Source organism: Bacteroidia bacterium (genome assembly GCA_019695265.1).
Classification (GTDB): domain Bacteria; phylum Bacteroidota; class Bacteroidia; order JAIBAJ01; family JAIBAJ01; genus JAIBAJ01.
In genome coordinates this window covers 1-25217 of record JAIBAJ010000050.1, presented here as the reverse complement: position 1 = coordinate 25217, position 25217 = coordinate 1, and the positions used below count along the sequence as shown (strand labels likewise).

Annotated in this window: 20 protein-coding genes; 8 read left to right on the top strand and 12 right to left on the bottom strand. The window is 40.5% G+C overall.

Annotated features, from left to right (window positions below; genetic code table 11):
- Positions 1-204 precede the first annotated feature (204 nt).
- The 4 genes from K1X82_08865 to K1X82_08850 all read right to left on the bottom strand — a co-directional run bounded on the left by K1X82_08865 (position 205) and on the right by K1X82_08850 (position 3687).
- Complete coding sequence (locus tag K1X82_08865; GenBank protein ID MBX7182209.1) at positions 205-1512, bottom strand: peptidoglycan DD-metalloendopeptidase family protein; 1308 nt, start codon at positions 1510-1512, stop codon at positions 205-207.
- Positions 1496-2188, bottom strand: a complete 693-nt coding sequence (locus K1X82_08860) for a DUF4292 domain-containing protein (protein MBX7182208.1) — start codon at positions 2186-2188, stop codon at positions 1496-1498. Before K1X82_08860 ends, K1X82_08865 begins: the two co-directional genes overlap by 17 nt.
- A 471-nt stretch (positions 2189-2659) precedes the next feature.
- A complete protein-coding gene (locus K1X82_08855) occupies positions 2660-3196 on the bottom strand; it encodes a tetratricopeptide repeat protein (GenBank protein MBX7182207.1) in 537 nt (178 codons plus the stop codon).
- Between the two features lie 8 nt (positions 3197-3204).
- Positions 3205-3687 (bottom strand): hypothetical protein, encoded by a 483-nt coding sequence (locus K1X82_08850; protein MBX7182206.1) that lies wholly within the window; start codon positions 3685-3687, stop codon positions 3205-3207.
- A 188-nt stretch (positions 3688-3875) separates the two neighbouring features.
- Here K1X82_08850 and K1X82_08845 point away from each other — a divergent pair, with 188 nt between their 5' ends.
- Positions 3876-5219, top strand: a complete 1344-nt coding sequence (locus K1X82_08845) for an ABC transporter permease (protein MBX7182205.1) — start codon at positions 3876-3878, stop codon at positions 5217-5219.
- A 1-nt stretch (position 5220) separates the two neighbouring features.
- Positions 5221-6687 carry a TolC family protein gene (locus tag K1X82_08840; GenBank protein ID MBX7182204.1) on the top strand — a complete coding sequence of 489 codons (1467 nt, stop codon included), beginning with the start codon at positions 5221-5223 and terminating at the stop codon, positions 6685-6687.
- A 336-nt stretch (positions 6688-7023) separates the two neighbouring features.
- Here the strand turns inward: K1X82_08840 and K1X82_08835 are convergent, their stop codons facing one another.
- The 5 genes from K1X82_08835 to rlmN form a co-directional block, all read right to left on the bottom strand.
- Positions 7024-7770: a succinate dehydrogenase/fumarate reductase iron-sulfur subunit gene (locus tag K1X82_08835; GenBank protein MBX7182203.1), complete on the bottom strand. Its 747-nt coding sequence runs from the start codon at positions 7768-7770 to the stop codon at positions 7024-7026.
- A gap of 244 nt (positions 7771-8014) precedes the next feature.
- Entirely contained in the window at positions 8015-9991 is a 1977-nt protein-coding gene (locus tag K1X82_08830; GenBank protein ID MBX7182202.1) for a fumarate reductase/succinate dehydrogenase flavoprotein subunit, read from the bottom strand.
- A gap of 47 nt (positions 9992-10038) precedes the next feature.
- On the bottom strand, positions 10039-10731 hold the full coding sequence (locus tag K1X82_08825; protein ID MBX7182201.1) for a succinate dehydrogenase cytochrome b subunit: 693 nt from the start codon (positions 10729-10731) through the stop codon (positions 10039-10041).
- A gap of 253 nt (positions 10732-10984) precedes the next feature.
- Positions 10985-12238 (bottom strand): metallophosphoesterase, encoded by a 1254-nt coding sequence (locus K1X82_08820; protein ID MBX7182200.1) that lies wholly within the window; start codon positions 12236-12238, stop codon positions 10985-10987.
- A 66-nt stretch (positions 12239-12304) separates the two neighbouring features.
- A complete protein-coding gene (gene rlmN, locus K1X82_08815) occupies positions 12305-13357 on the bottom strand; it encodes a 23S rRNA (adenine(2503)-C(2))-methyltransferase RlmN (GenBank protein MBX7182199.1) in 1053 nt (350 codons plus the stop codon).
- 64 nt (positions 13358-13421) lie between these two features.
- On the opposite strand from rlmN, the gene hemC reads away from it, so the two are divergent.
- Positions 13422-14981, top strand: coding sequence for a hydroxymethylbilane synthase (gene hemC / locus K1X82_08810; protein ID MBX7182198.1), 1560 nt, complete (start codon positions 13422-13424; stop codon positions 14979-14981).
- A 324-nt stretch (positions 14982-15305) separates the two neighbouring features.
- On the opposite strand, the gene K1X82_08805 is transcribed toward hemC, so the two are convergent.
- A complete protein-coding gene (locus tag K1X82_08805) occupies positions 15306-16118 on the bottom strand; it encodes a T9SS type A sorting domain-containing protein (GenBank protein ID MBX7182197.1) in 813 nt (270 codons plus the stop codon).
- A gap of 358 nt (positions 16119-16476) precedes the next feature.
- Between K1X82_08805 and K1X82_08800 the strand changes: the two genes are divergently transcribed.
- The 3 genes from K1X82_08800 (at position 16477) to K1X82_08790 (ending at position 19079) form a co-directional block, all read left to right on the top strand.
- Positions 16477-17472 (top strand): hypothetical protein, encoded by a 996-nt coding sequence (locus tag K1X82_08800; protein ID MBX7182196.1) that lies wholly within the window; start codon positions 16477-16479, stop codon positions 17470-17472.
- Positions 17473-17588: 116 nt separating this feature from the next.
- Positions 17589-18557, top strand: a complete 969-nt coding sequence (gene hemB / locus K1X82_08795; GenBank protein ID MBX7182195.1) for a porphobilinogen synthase — start codon at positions 17589-17591, stop codon at positions 18555-18557.
- A 3-nt stretch (positions 18558-18560) separates the two neighbouring features.
- Positions 18561-19079 (top strand): shikimate kinase, encoded by a 519-nt coding sequence (locus K1X82_08790; protein MBX7182194.1) that lies wholly within the window; start codon positions 18561-18563, stop codon positions 19077-19079.
- A gap of 299 nt (positions 19080-19378) precedes the next feature.
- Here K1X82_08790 and K1X82_08785 read toward each other — a convergent pair whose 3' ends face one another.
- Both K1X82_08785 and purL read right to left on the bottom strand, forming a co-directional pair.
- Positions 19379-20269 carry a 3-hydroxybutyryl-CoA dehydrogenase gene (locus K1X82_08785; protein ID MBX7182193.1) on the bottom strand — a complete coding sequence of 297 codons (891 nt, stop codon included), beginning with the start codon at positions 20267-20269 and terminating at the stop codon, positions 19379-19381.
- A gap of 3 nt (positions 20270-20272) precedes the next feature.
- Positions 20273-22507, bottom strand: coding sequence for a phosphoribosylformylglycinamidine synthase subunit PurL (gene purL, locus K1X82_08780; GenBank protein ID MBX7182192.1), 2235 nt, complete (start codon positions 22505-22507; stop codon positions 20273-20275).
- A gap of 165 nt (positions 22508-22672) precedes the next feature.
- Between purL and K1X82_08775 the strand changes: the two genes are divergently transcribed.
- Together K1X82_08775 and K1X82_08770 are read left to right on the top strand one after the other, a co-directional pair.
- Positions 22673-22960, top strand: coding sequence for a YbaB/EbfC family nucleoid-associated protein (locus K1X82_08775; protein MBX7182191.1), 288 nt, complete (start codon positions 22673-22675; stop codon positions 22958-22960).
- 24 nt (positions 22961-22984) lie between these two features.
- Entirely contained in the window at positions 22985-24901 is a 1917-nt protein-coding gene (locus tag K1X82_08770) for a putative porin (protein ID MBX7182190.1), read from the top strand.
- Positions 24902-25217 lie beyond the last annotated feature (316 nt).

Below are 25217 nucleotides of genomic sequence, written 5' to 3'. Positions count from 1 at the left end.
TGATTGAAAGTAGAAAGCCTTTAATCTAAACCCGATAGAGCCAAATAGCTTTGCGGAAAACAATCTTTGGTCCTTTAGTAATAGTTATTCCGCAAACTATAGGCGATAGCGGGGAAGGTGATTGTTCGGGCCGCAAAACGATTGTTTTCTACTAAAAAACAACCCTAAATTCTCCTTCAAGTCCTTTCATTCGGTAAATTCATCCTATCTGTTGAGCCATAATCCCGGATTCATCTTGGTTTTACCCTTCCATACTTCGAGGTGGAGGATAGTTTTTCCTTCGTCTGTGTCGGTGTAAATAGATCCAATTATTTGCTTAACGCTTACTTTGTCGCCTACTTTCACACTCACAGATTGAAGGTTGGCATATACTGTTAAAAATTCTCCGTGACGAATAATTACGGCTTTATTAGCTCCTTGAATAGTCACTATTCCGGTTACTACTCCATCGAAAATGGCACGCGCATTGGCCCCCCGATCGGTGGCGATATCTACCCCATTGTTGAAGGTTTTTACATTGGGCAAATCAGGATGTTGATGCTCTCCATACCCGCTTTCAATTACACCGGTGGTAGTTGGCCAAGGTAATTTTCCACGGTTTGATTCAAAATTGTTGGATAATTCCATCTCAGCCGGTGTTAAGGCAAAAATGTTTTCCTTTTTGTCGGTATGGGCAGTTTCTGTTTCAGCTACTACCGGTTTACCCTCTGCTTTGGCTTTTTTGTCTGCCAGTTCCTTTTCACGCTTAGCTTTGGCAATGGCGGCCCGCCTTTTTTCTTCGGCTTCCTCAATTTCGCGCTGGATAATGGCTTGAATGGCAGATTGGAGTTGGTCGGCCTCGCGTTTCTTTTTCTTTAATTCATCCCTGATTTCCTTTTCCTTGAAATACAATTCTGTCACTATGCCCTCTTTTTCTTTTTTATCTTCAATGAGTTCCAACTTTTCTTTTTCCTTGTTGACCATTAAGTTGGTTTTTTCCTTGCGTTTTTTCTCCAGATTCTCAATTTTTGAGGTTAAATCTCCTTGTACCTGGATGATTAATTTAGCTTGTTTCTTGCGATATTCGCTGTATTGCTGCAAATATTTTAACCGTTTATATGCCTGATTGAAGTCCTTGGAAGAAAATAGAAACATCAAGCGATCGTAATAACTTCGGTTTTTGCTGGCATAATAAATCATTTTGGCATATTCTTCTTTCAAGGCCTTTAAATCGGCTTCTAAAGAGGCCACAATAATGGAATTGGCAGCAATTTCTTTATCTAAATAGGCAATTTGTTGGTTGATATTGCTTACCAACTCTTCCCTAATACTGATTTTTTTGGAAATTAAGTTAAGTTGTGAAAGCGATTTCTTGGTCGCTCCTACCGTTTCCTTTAAAATTTTAGTGGTGGTTTGAATATCCTGTTGCAAGGACTTTCTTTTTTGCTCCAATTCTTTCCTGTTTTGTCCGAATAGGGTAGGGGACAAGCAAAGAAACAGGCTTATTAAAAGGAGGTCAATGAATTTTCTCATAGCGATCGGGCACGGAAAATGGAAAACTTACCATTTTATCGGGCTCAATTTTAGTGTAATCCACTGTAATGGTGGCATCCTTTTCTGCTTTTATTTTAACAGCCAAATGGTGAGAAACTAATTGACCTAAAATCTGTCTGAAATCGGAATAACTAGCCTCCAATTTTTTGTTAGATTTGAAGTCGTTCAGGGTCATGCATTCAATTTTGAAAGTCTTGTCTTTCAGGCAGATATCTTCTAAAATGGCTTTTAAACTATCCTGATTTTCTGCTTTTAAGGTTTTTTTGAGCTTTCTTCTTCGCTCGGTGCTTAGCATGTGTACACTGTCTTTATAACCGCCATACCTGAATTTTCCATAATCATAAAAGGAGAAATTATTACCGGTAAGCAATGCCTCAATCAATTCATAATCGATTTCTGTTTCAAGCATAGTGTTAATGAAATTATAATCTCCAATGTAATAACGTTTGTTGATGCGATCTACAAATTTTACACTATCCTTGGTGAGCACAGCTCGCATAACTTCGATTCCTAAAGCGGGTGATATAGAAACCCAAATGGCAGAGTCTTTTCGAATACGTATAGTTGCAGAAAAACCGGTGCTTAGTTTTGGAGTTTTAGCATCAACAGAGGCCTTGCAAACCAAGGTGTTGAAGTTGAACTTGTTTTTTTCCATTTCAAAAAACAGATGTTCCAGGATAGCATCTTTTTCTTGCCTGAGGTTTCTGACGGTATCTGTTTTTGTTGAATCCTGTTTCGGTTTTGCAGCTTCAATCTGTGCTACAGGCTTGGCGGTGCGACATGCATACAACAATCCCAATAGACCCAATAGGTAAGTTAGGAAGCGATATGTTTTTGTTGTTTTCAGAATCTGTAAGGGGCGAAAATAACGAATGATTCGATTTTGGATTGCTAAGGAATCATAAAGTTTAACCCATAAACATGGGTAGGAGTGTTTTTTAAAGCAAAGGTTTATTGCTATAGGAAATATCTTTAATGGAATGAAATATCCAAAAATTTATGGTGGTGCACTTTGAATACCATTTGGATACCTTGGGTTTTTACCTTAAAACGTAAAATCAGGTAAATTGCCTTCCACAAGTTGTTTGAGGTCTGCTTACTAGTTTTCTTTGGTAGATGTTAAGGATTATGGAATGGTTTGACCGGAACTATCAAGTTTGGCTTCAAATTCCCTGATTAATTCTTCATCCGATTTTCCAAGGTTTCTAACCGAAAACATGGCATCTGCCACCAACGGGTGTTGAGGGTATTTTTGAATAAAGTCGGTATAGAATTGTCTTGCTTTAGCCGTGTCTTTCAAGGGGCCATCGCAAACGAAACCCTTCATAAACAAGGCAAAGGAAGCTTTTTCGTGCTGAGGATAAATTCTTACAACCTGGTCGAAATAGCCTAAAGCCTTTTGGCCTTGGTTGGTGCTTAGGCTTAATTCACCAGCCTTAAATAAATAAAGCGGAGACAAAGAGTCTTCGGGATAGCTTAAGGCAAATCCTCCATATTCCAGCAACAAGGAGTCAATTAAGGCGGGTTTAGGACTATGTAAACTATCGCTCAACAGTCGTCCTTCTAACCCATTAATAATTGCTAAATCCTTTTCTTTGCTTGTATTTCCGCAACCGGATAGAACAAGAATACTCAGGCCAACAAATAGAAAAACGTTCTTCAAGGTTTAAGTTACTTGGTGGTAGGAGGGGTTTTTTTCTTTTTTTCTTTTAACTCACCCACAAACTCATAATTCAAGGTTTTCTTAGGTTTGTTTTTTACAGTCCATTCAACAGTTCCTTTGATGGCATTTCCACCTTCAATTTCACCTTTGAAAACTACTTTATCCGTTTCGCTCCAGTCAATGTTGCATTCCCAATAAATAGTTTGTGTGCCGGTGGCAGAATCTACATTGGTGATTTCGTAAGGTTTAACAGGCATTTGAAAATCCCTGGCAAACATCAATGTTTTGAATTTTCCGGCTTTGAAAGAAAACTCTTCAGCCTCTTCTTTTCCATACTCGGTTCCTTTTTTACCTTGCGAAACCTGCTTAATTCGGATGGTATAGGTTTTGCCATGTAACAAAGGTTCGGCTGCTGCAGAAGAAGTAGATTGAGCTTTGGCAATTGAAAAGCTTAAAGCCAGGAACATAAGGAAAGCGCTTACTTTTTTCATTCTTTTTTTCAGTGTTGGGAAGTACAAAAATATTCAAGTGAATCTATATTCTTCAGGAAAAAATCGTTTGTTGAAAAAAACATATGATTTATACCTTTTAGTCGGTTCGGAAATGAGGGCCGACTTGTTCAAAAGTTGGCACCTACAGCCAGGAAGTTTGGTTGGTCTTCAATACATTTGTTGAATCAATGTTTGAACAGGAAAGTTTTAATTTTAATTTACGGTTAGCCATTCAAGCCTTATCCGCCAATAAACTGCGCAGCATGCTTACTGCTTTGGGGGTAATTTTTGGCGTTGCAGCTGTAATTACGATGTTAGCTATTGGCGCCGGTGCCCAAAAGGAATTGCTGGATCAAATGAAATTGGTTGGAGCTAATAATATCGTGGTTTCAGCTAAGGTGAAAACAACTGCCGAAATGGAGGGTGAGGAAGAGAAAACCAGTCAAAAGAAATTCTCCTCCGGGCTTAGTATGAATGATTTGATTTCTATTCAATCCGTATTGCCAAACCTGGTAGTTGCTAATCCGGAGGTAGTTAGGGATTCCTGGACCATGAGGGAAGGTTTTCGTAAGCAAAGTAAATTGGTTGGAATCGATAATTCCTATTTTGAGCTAACTGATTTCAAGCTGGAGAATGGTAGCTTTTTTAACGAATATCAACTTACCCACGGTGAGCCGGTTTGTGTAGTAGGTAGTAAAATTAAGGCCAGTTTTTTTAAAGGAGCTAACCCGGTTGGGAAGTTTATTAAGTCGGGCGAGAATTGGTTGAAGGTGGTCGGAGTGCTTCAAGCTAGAACAATTTCCGAAACCAGTATAAAAAGCCTGGGAATAAGAGATTTTAATCTGGATGTGTATATTCCAGTCAAAACAATGCTGCTTCGATACCAAAATCGATCCCTGATTACCAAAAGCATGATTGAAAAGGCCGCCGGTGAAGAAAGTGAAGAAGAAGATTCCGATCCAATACCCAAAGACAATAATTACCACCAAATTGATAAAATTACCATACAACTTAAACCGGGTTCGTCCATGCAACAATCAGCTGAAGTGGTGTCTAAACTTCTCGAACGACGCCATGGTGGAGTAGTTGATTTTGAGGTTAGTATCCCTGAATTGCTGATTAAACAACAGCAAAAAACAAAGGATATTTTCAATTTTGTTTTAGGTGCTATTGCCGGTATTTCTCTGTTGGTCGGCGGAATTGGTATAATGAATATTATGCTGGCATCTGTACTTGAACGTACCAAGGAAATTGGTGTTCGAAGGGCTATTGGAGCCAAACAAAACGATGTAGTGCAACAGTTTTTACTCGAAGCAGTACTGCTTAGTTTGGGCGGTGCTTTGATTGGCTTAGCCTTGGGTATTTCTATGAGTTGGTTAATTGATCAATTCGCAGGAATCGAAACAATTATTTCCTGGTGGTCGGTGGTTTTGAGTATGGCGGTTTCGGTTGCTGTAGGTTTGATATTTGGAATTACTCCGGCTAGCCGTGCCTCTAAACTCGACCCTGTTGAAGCCCTGCGTTATGAATAACATGAAAAAAGTCGTTCTGCTTTGTTTTACAATGACCTTTTGTCTGGGTCCTCTTGCATATTCCCAGGTAACCAAGGTGCCTCGTTTACTTACTTTGTCCGAAGTGGTTGCTATAGCCAAACAACAATCTCCGGCATCAAAACTGGCTTCCACCAATAAAAATTTGGGTAGTTGGAATTACAAAATTTTTAAAAGCCAATACCTGCCCTGGCTAGCTTTAAACGGCACCTTGCCCGATTTTAGCAATAGCATTGCCAATGTTTACCAACCGGATGGTACACAGGCCTTCCGCAAACGGACACTTTCCAACGCAGGTGCCTCTCTAGACCTGAACCAAAGCATTGGTGCAACCGGCACAACCATAGGCATTAGCAGTCAATTGCAACGCCTGGATATTTTCGAAGAAGAACATGTTTCTTCCTATTTGGCTCAACCTTTGGTTATTTCTCTTTCTCAGCCTATCCTTCGCTACAACCCCCTGCGCTGGGCCAACAAAACCGAACCCCTGCGTTTTCAAGAATCTCAACGACAATATGCCGAAGACATGGAAAATGTTTCTTACATGGCATCGGGCCTGTTCTTTAACTTACTCATTGCTCAAACCAACCTGGAAATTTCTCAAAAGAATAAAATGAGTACCGATACGCTGTACCGAATGTCTTTAGGTCGGTATCAGCTTGGTAAAATTGCCGAAAACGAATTGTTACAATTGGAGTTGGCTACCATGAATGCCCAAAACCAAATCAGTCAAAGTGAACTTGATGTGCAAATAACTACTCAAAAATTGGTAAATTACCTGCAATTGCCGGTCGATGAAAGCTTGCAGTTAAGCATCCCGTCCGATTTACCCAATATCCAAGTGGAGGTAACAAAAGCCTTGGACGAAGCACGTAAAAACCGTAAAAATACCATTACCTATCAACGTCAATTGCTTGAAGCAGAGAGTGAAGTTGCCCGTGCCAAAGGTAACCGGGGTTTCAATGGTACACTCAGCGCCAGTTACGGATTTACCCGCACCTCAGCCCTTTTTTCCGATGTGTACAAGAACTCCTTGCCTCAGCAAACAGTTACTCTAGGTCTTAATTTGCCCATTCTGAATTGGGGAAATGCCTCGGCTCAGGTTTATTCGGCCAAGGCTAGTATGGAATTAGCTCAAATTACTATTCAACAACAGCAGCAAAACTTTGAACAGGAAGTAATTTTGGCAGCCACACAACTGAATTTGTATCGGCAAAAAGCGCTGATTGCCCAAAAAGCTGATACCATTGCCCAAAAACGTTACGAAATTTCTAGCAATCGTTACCTGATTGGGAAAATTACGATTTTAGATCTCAATACTGCCCTCAATGACCGAATCCAGGCCAAATTATCCTACATCCAGGCCCTGAATGATTTTTGGAATGCCTGGTTCAATCTGAGGCGTAAAACCTTGTTCGATTTCGAATCGGGGGAGGTGATTAAGTACTAAGGGTTTTTGTTTTTGGCGGGTCCCTTCGCATTGGGTTCTCTGCACTTCCCAAACGAAAGCAAGGCTCAGGTCGGGCTATACGTTCCTAGTCCTCGTAGCACTTGGCTAGCGCCGCGTGCTCCTGTGGGCTATCCACTTCTATCCCTACCCGACCCAAACCCGGGCAGTCATTTTTTGAATTGCATTTTCACCAATCAATACTTAATCCTAAAATTTGCAGAATTTGAGTTGAAACCATTCCCGGTTTATATTTCCTCAAAAATCAGCCTTTCTTCCAAAAGAAAAAGCCGGAACATCTGGTTCGATATTCCGGCTTTGGACTGCAATTCTAAGTGCCTATTTCCCAGATAATGCAGCGAAAAGGAATTCCCGGTTCATGCGGGCAATGTTTTCCAAAGAAATTTCTTTTGGGCATTCAGCTTCACAACTTCCTGTATTGGTGCAATTTCCAAATCCTTCCTCGTCCATTTGTTTTACCATATTTAAAACCCTGGTTTCAGCTTCCGGACGACCTTGTGGTAACAAGGCTAATTGGGAAACTTTGGCCGATACAAACAACATAGCCGAAGAGTTTTTACAACTTGCTACACAAGCCCCGCAACCAATACAAGCAGCAGCAGCAAAGGCGGCATCAGCATCGTCTTTAGCAACCGGTAAAGCGTTTGCATCCTGAGCATTTCCGGTGTTTACCGAAATAAATCCTCCTGCGGCAATAATGCGGTCAAAAGCCGAACGATCAACCACCAAATCCTTAATTACTGGAAAGGAGGCAGCTCTCCAAGGTTCAATGGTAATGGTATCTCCATCTTTAAACTTACGCATGTGCAACTGGCAGGTGGTAGTGCCTGTTTGCGGTCCATGTGCTCTACCGTTAATATACATGCTACACATCCCACAAATACCTTCCCGGCAATCGTGATCGAATGCAACCGGCTCATCGCCTTTGCTGATAAGCTCCTCATTCAATACATCAAGCATCTCTAAAAAGGACATGTCTTCCGATACATGATTAGCCTGGTAAGTAACAAAGTTTCCTTTGTCAGAAGCATTTTTTTGTCTCCAGATTTTGAGCGTTAGATTCATGGCTGTTTATTTTTAATGAATGCTAATAACCAATGAAAAGGAATTCTTTGGCATCTTAGTTACTTGCATCCTAATTTTGCAATTTTTTGGTTCTTTATTTTCTTTTTTCCACTCCTTTGTTTATTCAAGAAATCTTGGCTTGGTTGTTTTTTAAACCCAAACGTTTCTTTTGAAGGTACTATTCAGATTTGTTTGATCTAAAAAATGCGATTAATTTCTTTAACAATTTATCTTGAAATTTATTCTATTTATAGCTACGTTGGCTAGGATGGACTACATCAAACACTAAATCTTCTTTGTGCATTTTGAAATCACCTCCATTGTATTCCCAGGCAGCTACATAAGCGAATTTTTCATCATCACGTTTGGCTTCTCCATCTTCTGTTTGTGATTCTTCCCGGAAGTGTCCTCCACATGATTCTTCTCTTTGTAGCGCATCTTGGCACATTAATTCACCCAGTTCAAGAAAATCGGCAACACGTCCAGCTTTTTCCAATTCCGGATTAAATTCATTTTGGCTGCCCGGAACACGAACATCCTTCCAAAACTCTTCTCTTAACTGACGAATTTCCTGAATAGCTTCTTTTAATCCTGCTTCATTCCTAGCCATTCCACATTTGTCCCACATGATTTTACCTAGTTTCTTGTGGAAATGATCAACCGATTTGCTTCCTTTTATGTTCATCAATTTGTTCAATTGATCCTGAACATTTTTTTCAGCTTCAACAAATGCTTCGTGGTCGGTAGAAATGGCTTTGGTACGAATGTCGTTGCTCAAATAGCTACCAATGGTATAAGGTATTACGAAATAACCATCTGCTAAACCTTGCATTAAAGCAGACGCTCCTAAACGGTTTGCTCCGTGATCGCTAAAATTGGCCTCACCTAAAGCATATAATCCCGGAACGGTGGTCATTAATTCATAGTCAACCCACAAACCGCCCATGGTATAGTGCACAGCCGGATAAATTCGCATTGGAGTTTCGTATGGATTTTCTCCGGTAATTTTTTCATACATTTCAAATAAGTTACCGTATTTCTCGGCAACTACCTCTTTACCCATTTTGGTAATTTCTTCTTTGGAGGCATTGTGTATGTTACGTTTGTTGGCTTCAATTTTTCCGTAACGCTCAATGGCCGCAGCGTAATCCAAATAAACCGCCATTTTAGAAGCTCCAACGCCATAACCGGCATCGCAGCGTTCTTTGGCAGCCCTACTGGCTACGTCACGTGGCACAAGGTTTCCGAATGCCGGATAACGTCTTTCTAAGTAATAATCTCTTTCTTCTTCCGGTATATCTACCGCTTTGCGGGTGTCATCCTTTTTCTTTGGTACCCAAATTCGGCCATCGTTACGTAACGATTCCGACATCAAAGTTAACTTACTTTGATGGTCGCCTGAAACCGGAATACAAGTTGGGTGAATTTGTGTAAAACAAGGATTGCCGAAATAAGCACCTTTTTTGTGTGCTTTAAAAGCGGCAGTTACGTTGCTTCCCATGGCATTTGTGCTTAGGAAGAATACGTTTCCGTATCCACCGGAACAAAGCAAAACAGCATGTCCAAAATGTCTTTCTAACTTACCACTTACAAGGTCTCTGGCAATAATACCTCTGGCCTTTCCATCAATTACTACTACGTCCAACATTTCGTGACGGTTATACATTTTCACCGTTCCCAATCCTATTTGACGTTCTAAAGCGGAATAAGCTCCCAATAACAATTGCTGTCCGGTTTGTCCGGCAGCATAAAAAGTTCGCTGAACCTGAGTTCCACCAAATGAACGGTTACTCAACAATCCTCCATATTCTCTTGCAAAGGGAACACCCTGTGCCACACATTGGTCAATGATGTTGGCACTTACCTCCGCCAGGCGGTATACATTGCCTTCTCTTGCACGGTAATCGCCGCCTTTAATAGTATCGTAAAATAATCGATAGGTGCTATCACCATCATTCTGATAATTTTTAGCTGCATTTATACCGCCTTGGGCTGCAATACTATGCGCTCTTCGCGGACTGTCTTGAAAACAGAAACATTTAACTTTATACCCTAATTCGGCTAAGGAAGCTGCGGCTGAAGCCCCTGCTAATCCGGAACCTACCACAATAATTTCAATATTGCGCTTATTGGCCGGATTCACCAATGAAACGGTACTTCTGTACTTGGTCCATTTTGTCTCAAGTGGACCTGCCGGGATTTTAGCGTCTAGTTTGCTCATTATCGTTAGATTTTACAACCTATAAGGAATGTGTTATCAAAAGTGAATTAAAGTGGAAGAACATCGGTACAACAAATTCCGGAATAAATTAAAACCGGAAATGAACCAAATCCCAGAGTAAATAAAAGGGCTACTCCGGTTCCGGCCATTTTAAAAATCGGTGCATAGGATTTGTTGTTGAATCCCAAAGTTTGAAAGGCCGACTGAAAACCATGATTAAGGTGGAATCCTAAAATAACAACACTTAACAGGTAAAGTCCGGCATAAATCGGATTTCGCAGGGCTGCTACAACACATTGTGCAATGGTTAAGGATTGTCCATCCCCAACCTCCCCTGTAATCCGATAAGGTAAAAAGAAGTTATACAAATGAACCACGATAAAGAATAAAATTAAACTTCCGGTTAATCCCATGTTTCTGCTAAACCATGTGCTGGTTTCGCTAACTCCGCTCACTGCATATTTTACCGGACGTGCCTTGGCGTTTTCCCTGGTTAATACCGTAGCCTGAAATACATGCATAATTATCGCAGCAAACAAAACAATTTCCACAATTCGAATAAATAAACTGTGGGTCATGGTATGGGATGCTTCATTGAATTCTACACCACCATCACCCGCATATAGCAATAGGTTGGTGTAAAGATGCTCCACCAAAAATATAATCAAAAATAAACCCGATAAGGCCATCGTGTACTTTTTCGCGATGGAAGAACTGAGAACTGCAGCTAGTTGTGCCATTTCTTAAGAATGATTTAACGTGCAAATGTAAATCTGAGAAGGAAAGTGCAAAATAAATTTGGATAGAAATTGAATTTCTATCTCTAATTGGGCTTATTCTGCCGGAGAGTAGGGGATTAAAATGACTTATAAACCCTATTCTTGCACTTTTTTTAGCCATTACAGATATGCATCTGCATAAACGACAGTAATTCTCAAATTAGTTTTGAACTATCTCTCTAATAGCTTTGGTGTAAACAATTACCGGATGAATTTAGGCTTTCCTTAATTCAATGACCGTAATTTCAGGTTTAATTCCAACCCTACCAGGATAACCTAAAAAACCAAAGCCGCGATTGACATAAATATGCTGCTTTCCTTCGGTATATAAACCAGCCCATTGCGGATACAAGTATTGGGAAGGGCTCCATTTAACCCCAGGAATTTCAACACCAAACTGGAATCCATGCGTATGGCCGGAGAAGGTTATATCAATATCCGGATGGTTTTTTCTTACCACCGCATCCCAATGAGAGGGATCGTGACTCAATAACAATTTAACAGGGTATTGTTCTGTGCCTTCAGCAGCCTTTTTTAAATTGCCATACTTAGGCCACCTGGCACCTCTTCCCCAATTTTCTACCCCAAGTAGCGCTATTTTATCTTCTCCACGTTGCAAGGGAACATGCTCATTTAATAATAACCTCCAACCCATTTTCCCATGGGAATCTTTTAGCTTTTGTAGGTTTTTTACCTTTTCTTCTTTGTTTTCCCATTGCATGTAATCGCCATAATCGTGGTTGCCTAATATGGAAAATACACCCATCGGAGCCTTGATGGTTGACAAAACCTGAATATAATCATCAACTTCGTCGGCAATGTTGTTGACTAAGTCGCCCGTAAAGAAAACAAGGTCGGGTTGCTGTTCGTGTATGAGTTGAATAGCTTTTTCAAAAGGACCGGTAGAGGTAAAACTTCCGGAATGTATATCGGAAATTTGCACAATTTTTAAACCTTCAAAAGAAGCTGGCAAATTGGGTAACTTAACAACTTCTTTGCGTACAGTAAAATCAAAAGCAGTTTTAACCATTCCATATATCATGCTCAAAAATGGAATTCCGGCAAAAAATAAAGCAGTATTGGTTAAAAATTTACTCCGACTTGGATCATAGGTAGATTCACTGGGCCTAAAAAATTGGATGACCCATTGCCCCCCTCTCCAAATATCATCAATTAAAATAAAGATACTTCCTAATAGCTTGGAAGCGAAGGCTATAAATACAACAGCAGTTAGGTATACTCTAATGGTTTTGGGCCACAATGGTAATGGGTAAATCAAGGCAATAACAAAAACGCTGATGGTAAAGGCCGTCAGTGACCAAAATAATAAATTAAAAACCAAACGTTTGCCCGGTGTGTAATCTTTAATTAGGTTGTAAACTGCTTGATAGAAATAGGCATCAATCAATAAGGAAATGACTAAAATGATGATAACCCGGATGAGGAATGAGGTAAAATCGCCTTGCATAAGTCGGCAAAAGTAAAGAAGGGGTAAATGCGGAAGTAGGCTGTAAGGTTAAGTTTTGTGAAATGCCTACTCTTTTATCTTATTTGCTAATTGTCCGCAAGCAGCATCAATGTCTTTGCCCCTGCTCCTTCTTACATTCACAACTATGCCTTTGTTCTCCAGAAATTTACAAAAAGCATCTGTTTTGGATTCCTCGGCTTTTTGAAATTCTCCGTCACCAATCGGATTGTACTCGATGATATTTATTTTGCTTGGTACTTTTTTGTTAAATGCAGCCAATTCGGAAGCATCCTGCAAACTATCGTTGAAATCCTTGAAAATGATGTATTCTAAGGTTGGTTTTGTACCGGTTTTCCTGATAAAATATTGCAAAGCTTCAACCAAATTGTCCAAGCTATTGCTTTCGTTAATAGGCATAATCTTGCTTCGCTTTTCATCGTTGGCGGCATGCAAGGATAAAGCCAAATTGAATTTAACACCATCATCACCCAGCTTCTTAATCATCTTAGCAATTCCTGCAGTGGAAACGGTAATGCGCTTAGAAGCCATACCCAATCCTTCGGGGGAAGTGATTTTTTGGATGCTTTCAAGTACATTGGCATAATTGAGTAAGGGTTCACCCATTCCCATATAAACAATATTGGTCAAGGGGATTTTGTGTATGGTTTCAGCCTGTTTTTTAATCTCAACTACCTGGTCATAAATTTCTGCTGCCTCTAAATTCCTTAATCGAGGCAACTTGCCTGTTGCACAAAATTTGCAGGTTAAACTGCATCCAACCTGACTGGAAATGCAGGCTGTCATCCGGTCGGGTGTAGGAATTAATACGCCTTCCACCACCTTGTTGTCAAATAACTTGAATCCGGATTTAATAGTGCCATCTGTACTTTGTTGCTGATGGGCTATGCTTACCGCATTGATGCAGAATTGCTGATCAAGCCAATTTCGTAAATCTTTCGATAAATTGGTCATTTCTGCAAATGATTTGGCACTTTTATTCCAAAGCCATTCATACACCTGTTTACCCCGAAATTTGGGTTGTCCGGCCTTCATAAAAGCCTCTTCTAATTCGGGCAGGCTTAAGGATCGAATATCTACTTTCTGGGTTTCTACTTCCATTATGCTGCAAAAATACAGAAAAGCCCGGTTTGTTATTGGAATGAAAAGGTATCTTTGCCGCCTCATGAAAAACCCAATCGTAATTGGAACCCGGGGTAGCGAATTAGCTTTATGGCAAGCCAATCATATTAAAGATAGCTTGGCCCAGATGGGTATCAACGCCGAACTTAAAATAATAAAAACCCAAGGAGATAAAATCCAAGACCTTAGTTTTGATAAACTCGAAGGAAAAGGTTTTTTCACCAAAGAATTGGAAGATGCTTTGCTGAATAAAGAAGTTGATTTGGCCGTGCATTCTTGCAAAGATTTACCTACCTCCATGCCTGAAGGCCTTGCCATCGCCGTTTTGTCAGAAAGGGAAGATCCGTCTGAACTTCTGCTCATTCGGCCAGAAGCTAAAGATGGAATGCAAACCTTGAAATTAAAAAACAAAGCAATCGTTGGAACCTCATCCTCCAGAAGAAAATCGCAACTATGGGCTATGCGCCCTGATTTGGAGATTAAAGACCTGCGTGGAAATGTACCTACCCGAATCAAAAAGCTTAGGGAAGGACATTATGATGCGATTATGCTGGCTTATGCCGGTACCCACCGTATTCAAATGGATTTGAGTGGACTGGAAGTTGTAAAATTGTCGCCAAAGGAGTTTATTCCGGCTCCTGCTCAAGGTGTTTTGGCTCTTCAAACAAGAGAAAATGACTTGGAATTAATAGAGGCCCTACAACCACTCAACAATAGCTTAACCCAGGAAACTTCTGGTGCCGAACGGGAAGTGCTAAGGCTTTTCCAAGGCGGTTGCCAAATCCCACTCGGTGTTTACAGCGAAAAGTCCAAAGAAAAAATTCAACTCTGGGCCTCCTCTTCCGAAACCGCCGACCAAATCCCAAAACGGGTTTTTCTTACCGGAACTAATCCAAAAGAATTGGCTGCACTAGCCGTCGATAAATTAAAGGAAAAGTCAGGTAAATCGGTTTTTATTACCCGAACCTTGAAACCGGACGATTACCTGGTTACGGCTATGAATACTTATCAGTACCAACTGGTAGGACATTCGCTAATTGAAATAAAACCTTTGAAATTTACCAACCTTTTACCCGCTGATTGGTTGTTCTTTACCAGCAAGAATGGGGTAAGGCATTTTTTTGGTCAACTAACAAATTTAGGCTTTTCACCCAAAATTGGAGTTGCAGGACGAGGTACTGAAAAAGTATTGAATGAGTTTGGTTACCAAGCCGATTTTGTTGGTGAAGGTTCCGATATGAATGCGGTTGGTAAGGAATTTGCCGCATTGGCCGATGGTAAATCCATTCTTTTTCCTCAAGCAGCCGATAGCCTTCAAACTATACAAAAACACTTGTCTTTTTCTTCCCGTGCCATTAATTTATTAGTCTATCAAACTACCCGAAAAAAGGATGTTCAAATTCCCGACTCGGATATTGTGGTTATTACCAGTCCTTCCAATGCCGATGTGTATTTTGGACGAGAAAAATTTCCGGAGTATAAACACCTGATTGCTATTGGGGAAAGTACTGCCCACCGAATTGAAAGTTATAAAATTAAAGGGTTTTCGGTGGCTAACCGTCCCGATGATTTGGGAATAACTGAAATGGTTTTCGCCGTTTAATATGTCCGATTACCACTTAGAAGGCTTTATGCCGGAAAGTTGCAGGTTTGCTGGTACGGAGGCCATCGGGTAGGGATAGAAGTGGATAGCCCACAGGACCCCGACGGCGCTAGCCAAGGGGTACGAGGACTAGGAACGTATAGCCCGACCTGAGCCTTGGAAAATAATGAAATTGCGTAAAACTATTGCGAAGGGACCCGCCAAATAAATCTAAATGGAATCCGCCTAGAAATTAAAAAGGCCTCAAGAGCAAATCCTGAAGCCTTTCGCATGCAAGAAGGTTAAACCTTGCCCAAACCTGCTAAATAAAGGAGTTTCTTCGAATTATTCCACAACCAATTTGGATACCCTGCTACCTTGACTGTCTCTAGTTTGAACCAAATAAGTTCCTTTTGGGAAAGCGCTTAGGTCAATACGAACAGGGTTAGAGTTCAATGCTTTGGTATTCAATATGTTTTGACCCATTAAATTGGTGATATTGATTTCTGTTTCATTGCTCAAACCCGATAAAAAGAACAAACCGCTGGAAGGATTTGGGTAGGCTTGCAAATCAAATGTAATTGGAGTTTCGATTCCTGTTGTTCCATCTGTAACTCGGAAATTATCAAGATCAACAAAATAGTCTTCAGCAGGAGCTGTAGCCCCGTTTTTACCAACTACTAAAATTTGAATTTGTCCACCGGCAAAGGCTGACAATGAGCCTGTTAGAGTTACCCAGGCCGTATCGGTATTTTGATTGGCAGCAGATAAAGTCGCAATGGTAGTGGTGGTAATACCATCAAAAGCCTTAAATTCCACTTTGGCTGTGGCAGGAAGGGTAGCAACAGAGGAAGGGTAAAGCGAAAAAGCCATAATTCGGGCGTCCACTTTAAACTCTGCGTTTAATGCTACATTGATTGGCGTTGAACTTGGGGTGCCAATGGAATCAGATTGGTTGGTTGCAAAACTGCGTGTTAATCCATAGGAAGGACGACCATGATTGGGATATACATTCCATACAGTAAATCCGTCTATGTTATCCCATCCGGTTGGATTGCCAAAATTGCTTTGCCCCGTAAAGCTATCCTGCCAGCTATTTTGACCGAGAACGGCCAAGGATAAGCTAGAAAAAAGAAAAATAGTAAAGGTTTTTTTCATTGTTTAAATTTTGTCGAAATTACATAAGGATGGCGAATGGGTCGATAAACTGTTCGATCCTTAACACATAAATGGGGTAAGCTAAGTAAGAAATCGAGTTGTTTTTAAGGTAAATTAAGGAAGAAGTTGTGGCACTTTAGTTGAGTGATGAGTATGTTAATAGCGAATGGCAATTCGTGGTTGCTGCCAGATTTTTACCCTTAGGATTCAATTGTTTTTCTTGTTTTTTATAAATCAATAAGGTAAAAAGTGTTGAGGAAGGTTTCTTCCAGTTTTTCCTTTTTTGATAGGAACTTATCTTGAAAATTGTAAACCAAAAATGGGAAATAGATGGTATTTTTCGGAAAATTTTTGTGTCATGAAAAAGGGTGTGTTTCTGCCGATTTTATTGCTGGTTTTTGCCTCCAGGGCTCAGAGTTTGGAATTAAAGAAACTCGGCTATAACCTGTTATCGGAAGTTTCCAATCCAACCGATTTTTTAGCAAAAGAGGGGGTTGTTATTGCTACTGCCGGACTTGCATTACATGAAAAGCCTGATGTAAATTCGCCCGTAATTAGTATTATTCCATTTGCAGCCAGGGTTAAATTCAGTCAAGAGAAGTACGATAAATTGCAGTTTCCTTATTCCGGCTCAGGTTCTTCTTTAACAAACAGTTGGACAGGTTACTGGGAAAAAGTATCTTTTGGGAGTTATGCCGGCTATGTATGCGATGCTTTTTTGTGGGATTGTATTGCAACTGCCACCACTCCTTATGTTCTTATTTCCGGTCAATCTGCCACTCCTTTAATCGGTCAGGATTTAACCTATTACCAATTTAAAGTAAAAACCCATGATTCAGATTTTTTTCCTTGTCAATTGATGAAGTCTAACCCCGAGTTTAGGGTAAAAAGAAGCTATGAAGACCATCAGCTCAATTCTTCTGAATTATACATTCCGGGTGATACAAACCGGGAAGGACAAACAACTTATTATGTGGTTGCCCAAAAGAAATCTCCTCCCTTGAAACAGGAAACCAAAGCAACAAGATATGTTTTCGAAACGTTTTCGGAAGCTGAATTAGCCCTGGCCAATCAAAATGAGTTATACCTTTTTGAAGCGGTAAAAGAGAATAATTCCGGTTTCTTATACCTGACCAATCGGAATACCAAGGTTAAACAACAACTAGCAGTTGGTTGTGGTGATCCAATTCAGATCTATTTATTGGAAGATTTAGATGGAGATGCTAAGCCGGATGTTATTTGTTCAGAAAATTGCAAGGGTAAAATCTTACTCCGCCTGTTTCTTTCCAAAAAGGCCGGAAAGGGTAAGTTGTTTCAGGAAATGCAGCCAGGACTTGCTTTCGACCTCAGCTAAGCATCATTTAAACCCTTTAATAAAGGTATGGAGCATCCTGCCGGTTTAACTGATAAATATCAAGACTAAAATTGCTTCATTTGCCTAATTTTGTCCTGCTTTCAAAAAGTAGAACTATGATTAATCGTCCTCGCCGTCTCCGACATTCTGGCATCCTGCGCGATGCTGTTGCCGAAACAAGGTTTAATAAAGATTCCCTGGTGTTTCCAATTTTTGTAACCAAAGGAAACAATGTTCAGGAAACCATTTCTTCTATGCCCGGAATTTTCCGGTTTTCACCTGATAAGTTGGTGAAGGAAGCTGAACACTGGGTTAAATTGGGGATGAATAAATTCTTGCTTTTTGGAGCCGGAGAACATAAAAGTCCGGATGCACACGCTGCTTGGCACGACCATGGCGTTGTACAAGATGCCCTCCATGCCTTACGAAAAGCCTTTGGAAATCAAGTTTACCTTATTACCGATGTGTGTTTATGTGCCTATACCGATCATGGACATTGTGGTTTGCTTACCGGACAAGAAATTTTAAACGACGAAAGTTTGGAGCCTCTTGCTCACATGGCTCTTTCGCATGCTCAGGCCGGAGCCGATATGGTGGCTCCCAGCGATATGATGGATGGTAGAATTGCTGCCTTGCGTCACCGTCTCGATGGAAATGGTTATTACAACATTCCTATCATGTCCTACTCAGTTAAATATGCATCTTCCTATTACGGTCCTTTCCGCGATGCAGCCGACTCTTCACCCAGTTTCGGAGATCGAAAAACCTACCAGATGGATTTTCGCAACAGCCGTGAAGCGATGAAAGAAGCCGCCATTGATGTTCAAGAAGGTGCCGATATTCTTATGGTTAAACCTGCCTTGGCTTACCTCGATATATTAAAAGCACTTAAAGAGAATTTCAATGTTCCTGTGGCTTGTTACAATGTGTCAGGCGAATTTAGCATGGTAAAAGCCGCCGCAGCCAACGGTTGGGTCGATGAGGAAAAGGTGGTAAAAGAAAACATGTACGCTTTTGCACGTGCCGGAGCCGATATCATCATAACCTATCATACTAAGGATATTTTCGAAAAAAACTGGTTGTAAGGTATGCTGAATAAGCCTGTTTTCCTGGTCGGATTCATGGGAAGTGGCAAAACAACCTGGGGCAAGCGTTTGGCGCATAAACTTTCCTTGCCTTTCTATGATACCGACGAGTTAATTCAGGTCGCTGAAGGTAAATCGATTACTCAAATTTTTCACGATTCCGGCGAAGCTTATTTCCGCCAAAAGGAACGGGAAATTCTCCTTAACCTCGATCCTAAACCTTGTATTATTGCCACCGGTGGAGGCTTGCCTTGCTACTTGAATAATATGGAAAGCCTGAACAAATTGGGCTGCACGGTTTATCTTCGCCTGCCCGGTAAGGCCTTATTTAGCCGCCTAAATCTGGAAAAGGGTAAAAGGCCTCTTTTGTCTAACCTCGACGATGCGGAGTTGCTAAGGTTTATTCAGCAAAAGTTGGAGGAGCGGGAGCCGGTTTACCTCCAATCCAAAGTGGTTGTAGAGGTCCTAAAAGCTGATGTTAATAGCCTGGTTCGCCACTTATTGGCGCTGAATATGCAATAGTTAAAGTTGTTTTTTTCTTCTCTGGATTAGAATTTGGTGGGCCCCCTCCGCCCAAAAAGGAAAGTGCAGGATTATGGGCATTGCAATGGGCGTTCGGGTCACGCTTTCGGCTGTAGTCCTCGTCTCACTTGGCTAGCGCCGCGTGAGCCTGTGGGCTACTTGCCTCTATCGTTGCCCGAGGGTGCAAGCCCAACCGGTATCGGTACAACCATCATTTTAACCCAAATTTTGTTTATTATGCCATTCCGATGGTGTTCGGTTAATTTGCCGGTGGCATTCTGCCTTTTACCGAAAGTTGGCTACTTCCTAAACTTATCTGCAACTACCAAATCTTTGCTGCCGGGGGTGTATTTATAAAAACCCTGTCCCGATTTTACACCCAAATTACCTGCCTGAACCATGTTTACCAAGAGGGCGCAAGGTGCGTATTTAGGTCTGCCAAAGCCGTCATGTAGTACTCGTAGAATGCTTAAACATACATCTAATCCAATAAAGTCAGCCAATTGGAGTGGTCCCATCGGATGAGCCATACCTAGTTTCATTACCTGATCTATTTCTTCTACACCGGCAACTCCTTCAAACAAGGTTTCGATAGCTTCATTGATCATGGGCATTAAAATGCGGTTGGATACAAAGCCAGGGTAATCATTAACTTCAACAGGGATTTTACCCAGTTTTTTCGACACCTCCACGGTAAGGTTGTTCACTTCATCGCTGGTTGAATAACCTCTAATTACTTCCACCAATTTCATAACAGGAACCGGATTCATAAAATGCATACCTATTACTTGATTGGGTCGATTGGTTACTGCCGCAATTTTAGTTATGGAAATGGAAGAGGTATTACTAGCCAGAATACAATTGGACGGCGCCAAGTCGCTTAATTTCTTAAAAATCCCAAGTTTAATTTCTACATTTTCGCTGGCAGCTTCTACCACTAGTTCGGCATTTGCAACACCTTCACCTAAATCGGTAAAAACGGCTATTCTTGCTAGTGTTGCAGCTTTTTCATCTTCTGTAAGTAAGGATTTGGATACTTGTCTGTCCAAGTTTTTTGTAATAGTATCCAGGGCTTTTTTCAATGCAGCCTCTGAAATATCAACCAAACTAACTTGATACCCGTTTTGGGCAAATACGTGAGCAATCCCATTTCCCATGGTGCCCGATCCAATAACTGTAATGTTTTTCATGTTTTATCCTTTCATGATTTCTCCCAAAGTATTTTGATAGGGAGTAATGTAATCGGCTAAGTTGCCAAAACTTTTTTCGTCAATCAATAACTCGGTCGATGCAGTAACGGTTCCAAGTTGTTGAAATTCAATTGATTTTTTGGTTAATAGATTTTCTAATTCAGTAGCTTTTTCCGGTTTCACCGAAACGACTATTCTGCCTTGTGCTTCACCAAACAAAAAGGCATCTTTTCTTAATTTGGCATTGGATTGAATAGTAAATCCGAGCTTATTAACCATTGCCGATTCCAATAAGCTTAAGAACAAACCTCCGTCTGCACAATCATGAGCCGATTCTACCAATTCATTTTCTATTAATTCGGCAATGGCTTTTTGGGTTTGGAATTCTTCTTCTAAGTTAAAGTATGGGGCCGGAGATAGTTTTACTTTATGCCAGCTATAGAGGTATTCTGAACTGGCAATATCATTGACTTGTTTTCCAACCAAATAAATGAGGTCACCTTGGTTCTTGAAATCGAGACTGGTTTGAGTTTTTTTGTGATCCAACAATCCTAGCATTCCAATGGTTGGTGTTGGGAAAACCGGTCCTTCATATGAACTTTGGTTGTAGAAACTCACATTCCCACCTGTAACCGGAGTATCAAATTTGTTACAAGCAGCACTCATGCCTTTAATGGAGCCAACAAATTGCCAATAAACTTCCGGGTTATAAGGGTTTCCGAAGTTTAAGCAGTTTGTAATTGCCAAGGGAGTTCCACCACTGCAGGTAATATTTCTTGCAGCTTCTGATACTGCAATGGCGCAACCAATTTCAGGGTCAGCATTCACGTAACGGCTATTGCAATCTACGGTTAAGGCTAATGCACTATCGGTATCTTTAATGTTAACAATGGCAGCATCACTGGGTTTGTTGGTGCTCATATTGATGGTTCCAACCATGCTGTCGTATTGCTCGTAAACAAAACGCTTACTGCAAAGGTTAGGATGAGAAGCTAAAAACAAGGCTATTTCACTCAGGTTTTTTGGCTCTGCAATTTGATTCAGGTCAAATTTTTTACTTTCAGCATAGTAAGCAGGTTCCTTCCATTCCCTTTTGTAAACGGGTGCTCCACCGCCTAAAACCAAATCCTCGGCTGGAACATCAGCAACTAATTCCCCATTCATGTAATATTCCAAGCGTTGGGTATCTGTTACTTCGCCAATGATAGCACAATTCAAATCCCATTTGTCAAAAATAGCTTCAACAATTTCCTCTTGTCCTTTCTTCACCACAATCAACATACGTTCCTGACTTTCCGATAAAAGGATTTCAAAGGGCTGCATATGATCTTGTCGGGTTGGTACTTTATCCAACCAGATTTTCATACCATGTTGACCTTTGGCGCTCATTTCGGAGGTGGAACAGGTAATTCCGGCAGCACCCATGTCCTGCATTCCAACAACGGCACCTGATTTTATTACTTCTAAGGTAGCTTCCAGTAATAGTTTTTCCTGAAAAGGGTCTCCAACTTGCACAGCCGGCAAATCTTTTGCCGAATCTTCAGTAATATCAGCACTGGCAAAAGTAGCACCATGAATACCATCCTTACCCGTTGAAGAACCCACGATATAAACCGGGTTGCCAACACCATACGATGTAGCACTGATGGTTTCTCCTTTTTTAACGATACCCACACTCATGGCATTTACTAAGGGGTTTACGTTAAAACTATCATCGAAAAACACCTCACCGGCAACTGTTGGAATTCCAAATGCATTACCATAATCACCAATACCTTTAACCACACCCTTAAGTAACCATTGGTTTTTTGCCAATCGAGGATCTCCAAATCGCAAGGAGTTAAGTTGGGCTATTGGACGAGCCCCCATGGTGAAAATATCTCTGTTTATTCCCCCTACACCGGTTGCTGCTCCTTGATAAGGCTCCAATGCCGATGGGTGGTTATGACTTTCAATTTTAAATGCACATCCTAAACCATTCCCAATATCAACTAAACCGGCATTTTCTTCTCCCGCTTCAACCAAAAGCCGACTTCCTTTTTTGGGTAATGTTTTTAGCCAAACAATGGAGTTTTTATAGGAACAGTGCTCACTCCACATGACTGAAAAAATACTTAACTCGGTAAAGTTGGGAGTTCGCCCAAGAATAGATTTGATTTTTTCGAATTCTTCCGGAAGTAAGCCAAGTTTTTTGGCTGTTTCAACCGTGGTAAGTTGGATAGAAGCAGAAGTTGACATGGAATTTTACAATGGACAAAGGTAAACACCTGTGCAACGTTTAAAAGGGATTGTTAGGAAATTTGGAAAAAAACTTGTCAATAACTAATAAGTATGAAGTCCCTGACAATTCTGAATTAAACTAATTTTGCAAAAAGCACTCAAATGTTCGACCAATTAGGCAAGATGAAAGAACTCCAAGAACGTATGGAGGAGGTAAAAGCTAGATTAGAAACAGTTACTTTGGTTGGGGAGGCTGGAAATGGTGAAGTGAGAGTAATGTGTAACGGAAATCGTCGAATTAAGAACGTTTACATTAATCATAGTTTGTTAAAAACTGCTGATCAGGAACAAATTGAAGAGTTGGTGGTTGTGGCAAGCAACAGGGCTTTGGAGCAAGCAGATAGAGTCAATGAATCCGAAATGAGGTCTGCAGCATTTGGCATGTTAGGTAACTTACCCGGTTTGGGTTAATTTTGCCCGAGAATTCCAATACAGGTGTCGAAAGAAAAAAAAATCCTCTTTGCTGTTTTTTTTGTTGGACTTCAAGCAGTCGTTCATACAATTTATGGGCAATCACCGGATACCTTAAAAGCCAGATATGACACCCTGGAACCTAGAATTTTGTCTTTGGCTGAATATAGGGAAGGCTTTAAACCAAGTTCCAGGCAATGGCAAAATACCTTGGATGATTTTCAATGGTACCATTGGACCATCTATCAGGATTTATTTAATTTCTCAACCGGAAATCTCGGGGGGCCGGCATTTTCTCCTGTCCTAAACACAGATACAACTACCGGTTTGCAATTAGGAATAAATTCTCTTTCCAAATGGAATTTTTCATTCCCCAAAATGAATCTATTGGAAACAAATGTTCCTTTTTCGAGGGTAGCCTATTATTTTGGTACCAAGAAAGAAAATTTGATTTTGGCAGACCATGCTCAACGGTTTGGGAAATACGTTTCAGGCGGATTTCAATTGAAACGAATTTCGTCGGAAGGTTTCTATACCAATGGGAAAAATACAAGCACAGATCTGAATGTTTATGTAAGAGTCCACTCGCGTAATTTTAGGTATGGATTGCTTGCTGCTTTTCTGGTTGGAAACAATAAAAACCAGGAAAATGGTGGAGTTGTGTACCAAGAAGGGGAGGCTGCTAATTTGCAGGAAGTAAACCTTCTGGAAGCTTTCTCGGTTTCCAAACGAATAGGGGCATTGCTATCTCATAGCTATTCCATTGGCAAGGCCATAGATTCCATTCCGCTCGATTCAATTAGAAAACGGGGCGTTTACAACCTCAAAATTGGTCATGAATTTGAGTTTAATCAACAAAAATATTCTTATTCCGACCCAAATCAAAATCATTCCTATTATCCCCAGGCCATTGGCGACTCCATTATTCAAGATAGTTTTAAACTGCAATCATTTGAGAATAAGATTTTTTTGACCAACCAAAATGAACAGTTCTTTTTGCGAAAATGGACAGCCGGTGTAAAAAGTTCTCTTTGGTTTTTTACTCAGGAAACAGAGGCTCGCCATTCCATTAATACTTCTTTATGGGGAGATATTCGATTGGGTTTTGGGAAACGAATGTATTTAGATGTTTATGCTCAAATGGAACTATCCGGTTACAACAAAGGCGACTTTAGCATTCGGCCCTCCATTTGCTTTTTGTTGGGTAAGGATAGCTTGGAGAAACCAAATATCAGATTTGGATTGTTATTTGCAAATCAAGCCCCCGCCTGGCAGTTTGCAAAATGGTCTACAACCCACTTTTATTGGGACAATGCGTGGGATAAATCTCAAATTTTTAGAATAGATGGGCTTTTTTCTTTGCCAAAAAATAAGCTAAATGTTTGGATAGCTTATAAAACAGTCTATAATTTCACCTACCTTGATTCTTTAAGTTTGCCTAAACAACTACCCGCTCTAATTCATGTATTGGAAGCAAAACTTCAAAAGACATTTCGTTGGAAAAAATGGGGATATTACTTAAATGGACAGGGGCAGATAATCAGTAATACCAAGGTTTTACCCTTACCAAGCTACTGGGGAAGAACCGGTTTGTTTTTTGAGAGTTGGGTTTTTAAAAAGGCAATGCTAATGAGAGTAGGAACCGATTTTGCTTATTGTTCCTCTTTTCAATCGTACGCCTATCAACCTGAACTGTTTCAATGGTATGTTAATCCCGGAGTTAAGGTTGGGAATGCCTACAGCCTTGATATTTATATTTCTGCAAGAGTAAAACGTAGTTCGTTCTTTTTTAAATATGAGCGATTAAATGCAATATGGGATTCAAAACCGGTGTATACGGTAAATGCTTACCCTTTTCCGGGTGGGGCAATGAAGTTTGGTATAAATTGGATTTTTATGGACTATCTGCCTAAAGCTGACAAATCCAAAGATTCTAAATAGTTCCGGCTGCAAGGATTTTTCTTTAGTTACCCTAAATTTATTGCATAAACCCAAAATTGTCAATAGAAATTTTAAACTACGTTTCGAGACAAGTCAAATGACAATTTTGGTATAAACATTGAAAGCCGGGTTTGAAGATTGATAGATACAGTGATAAGTTGGTTTGAAATTACTTGGGTCGGTTTCGCATCGGGCAACGACAGTTTGTCCAAAAACCACCTTTAGACGCCATTTTTCGTTTAATATCCTTCAAAATGGTTCGATTTAAGAGCATCTAATTTGAAAAATATAACATTCGACTTTTTGTGTTCTGGCA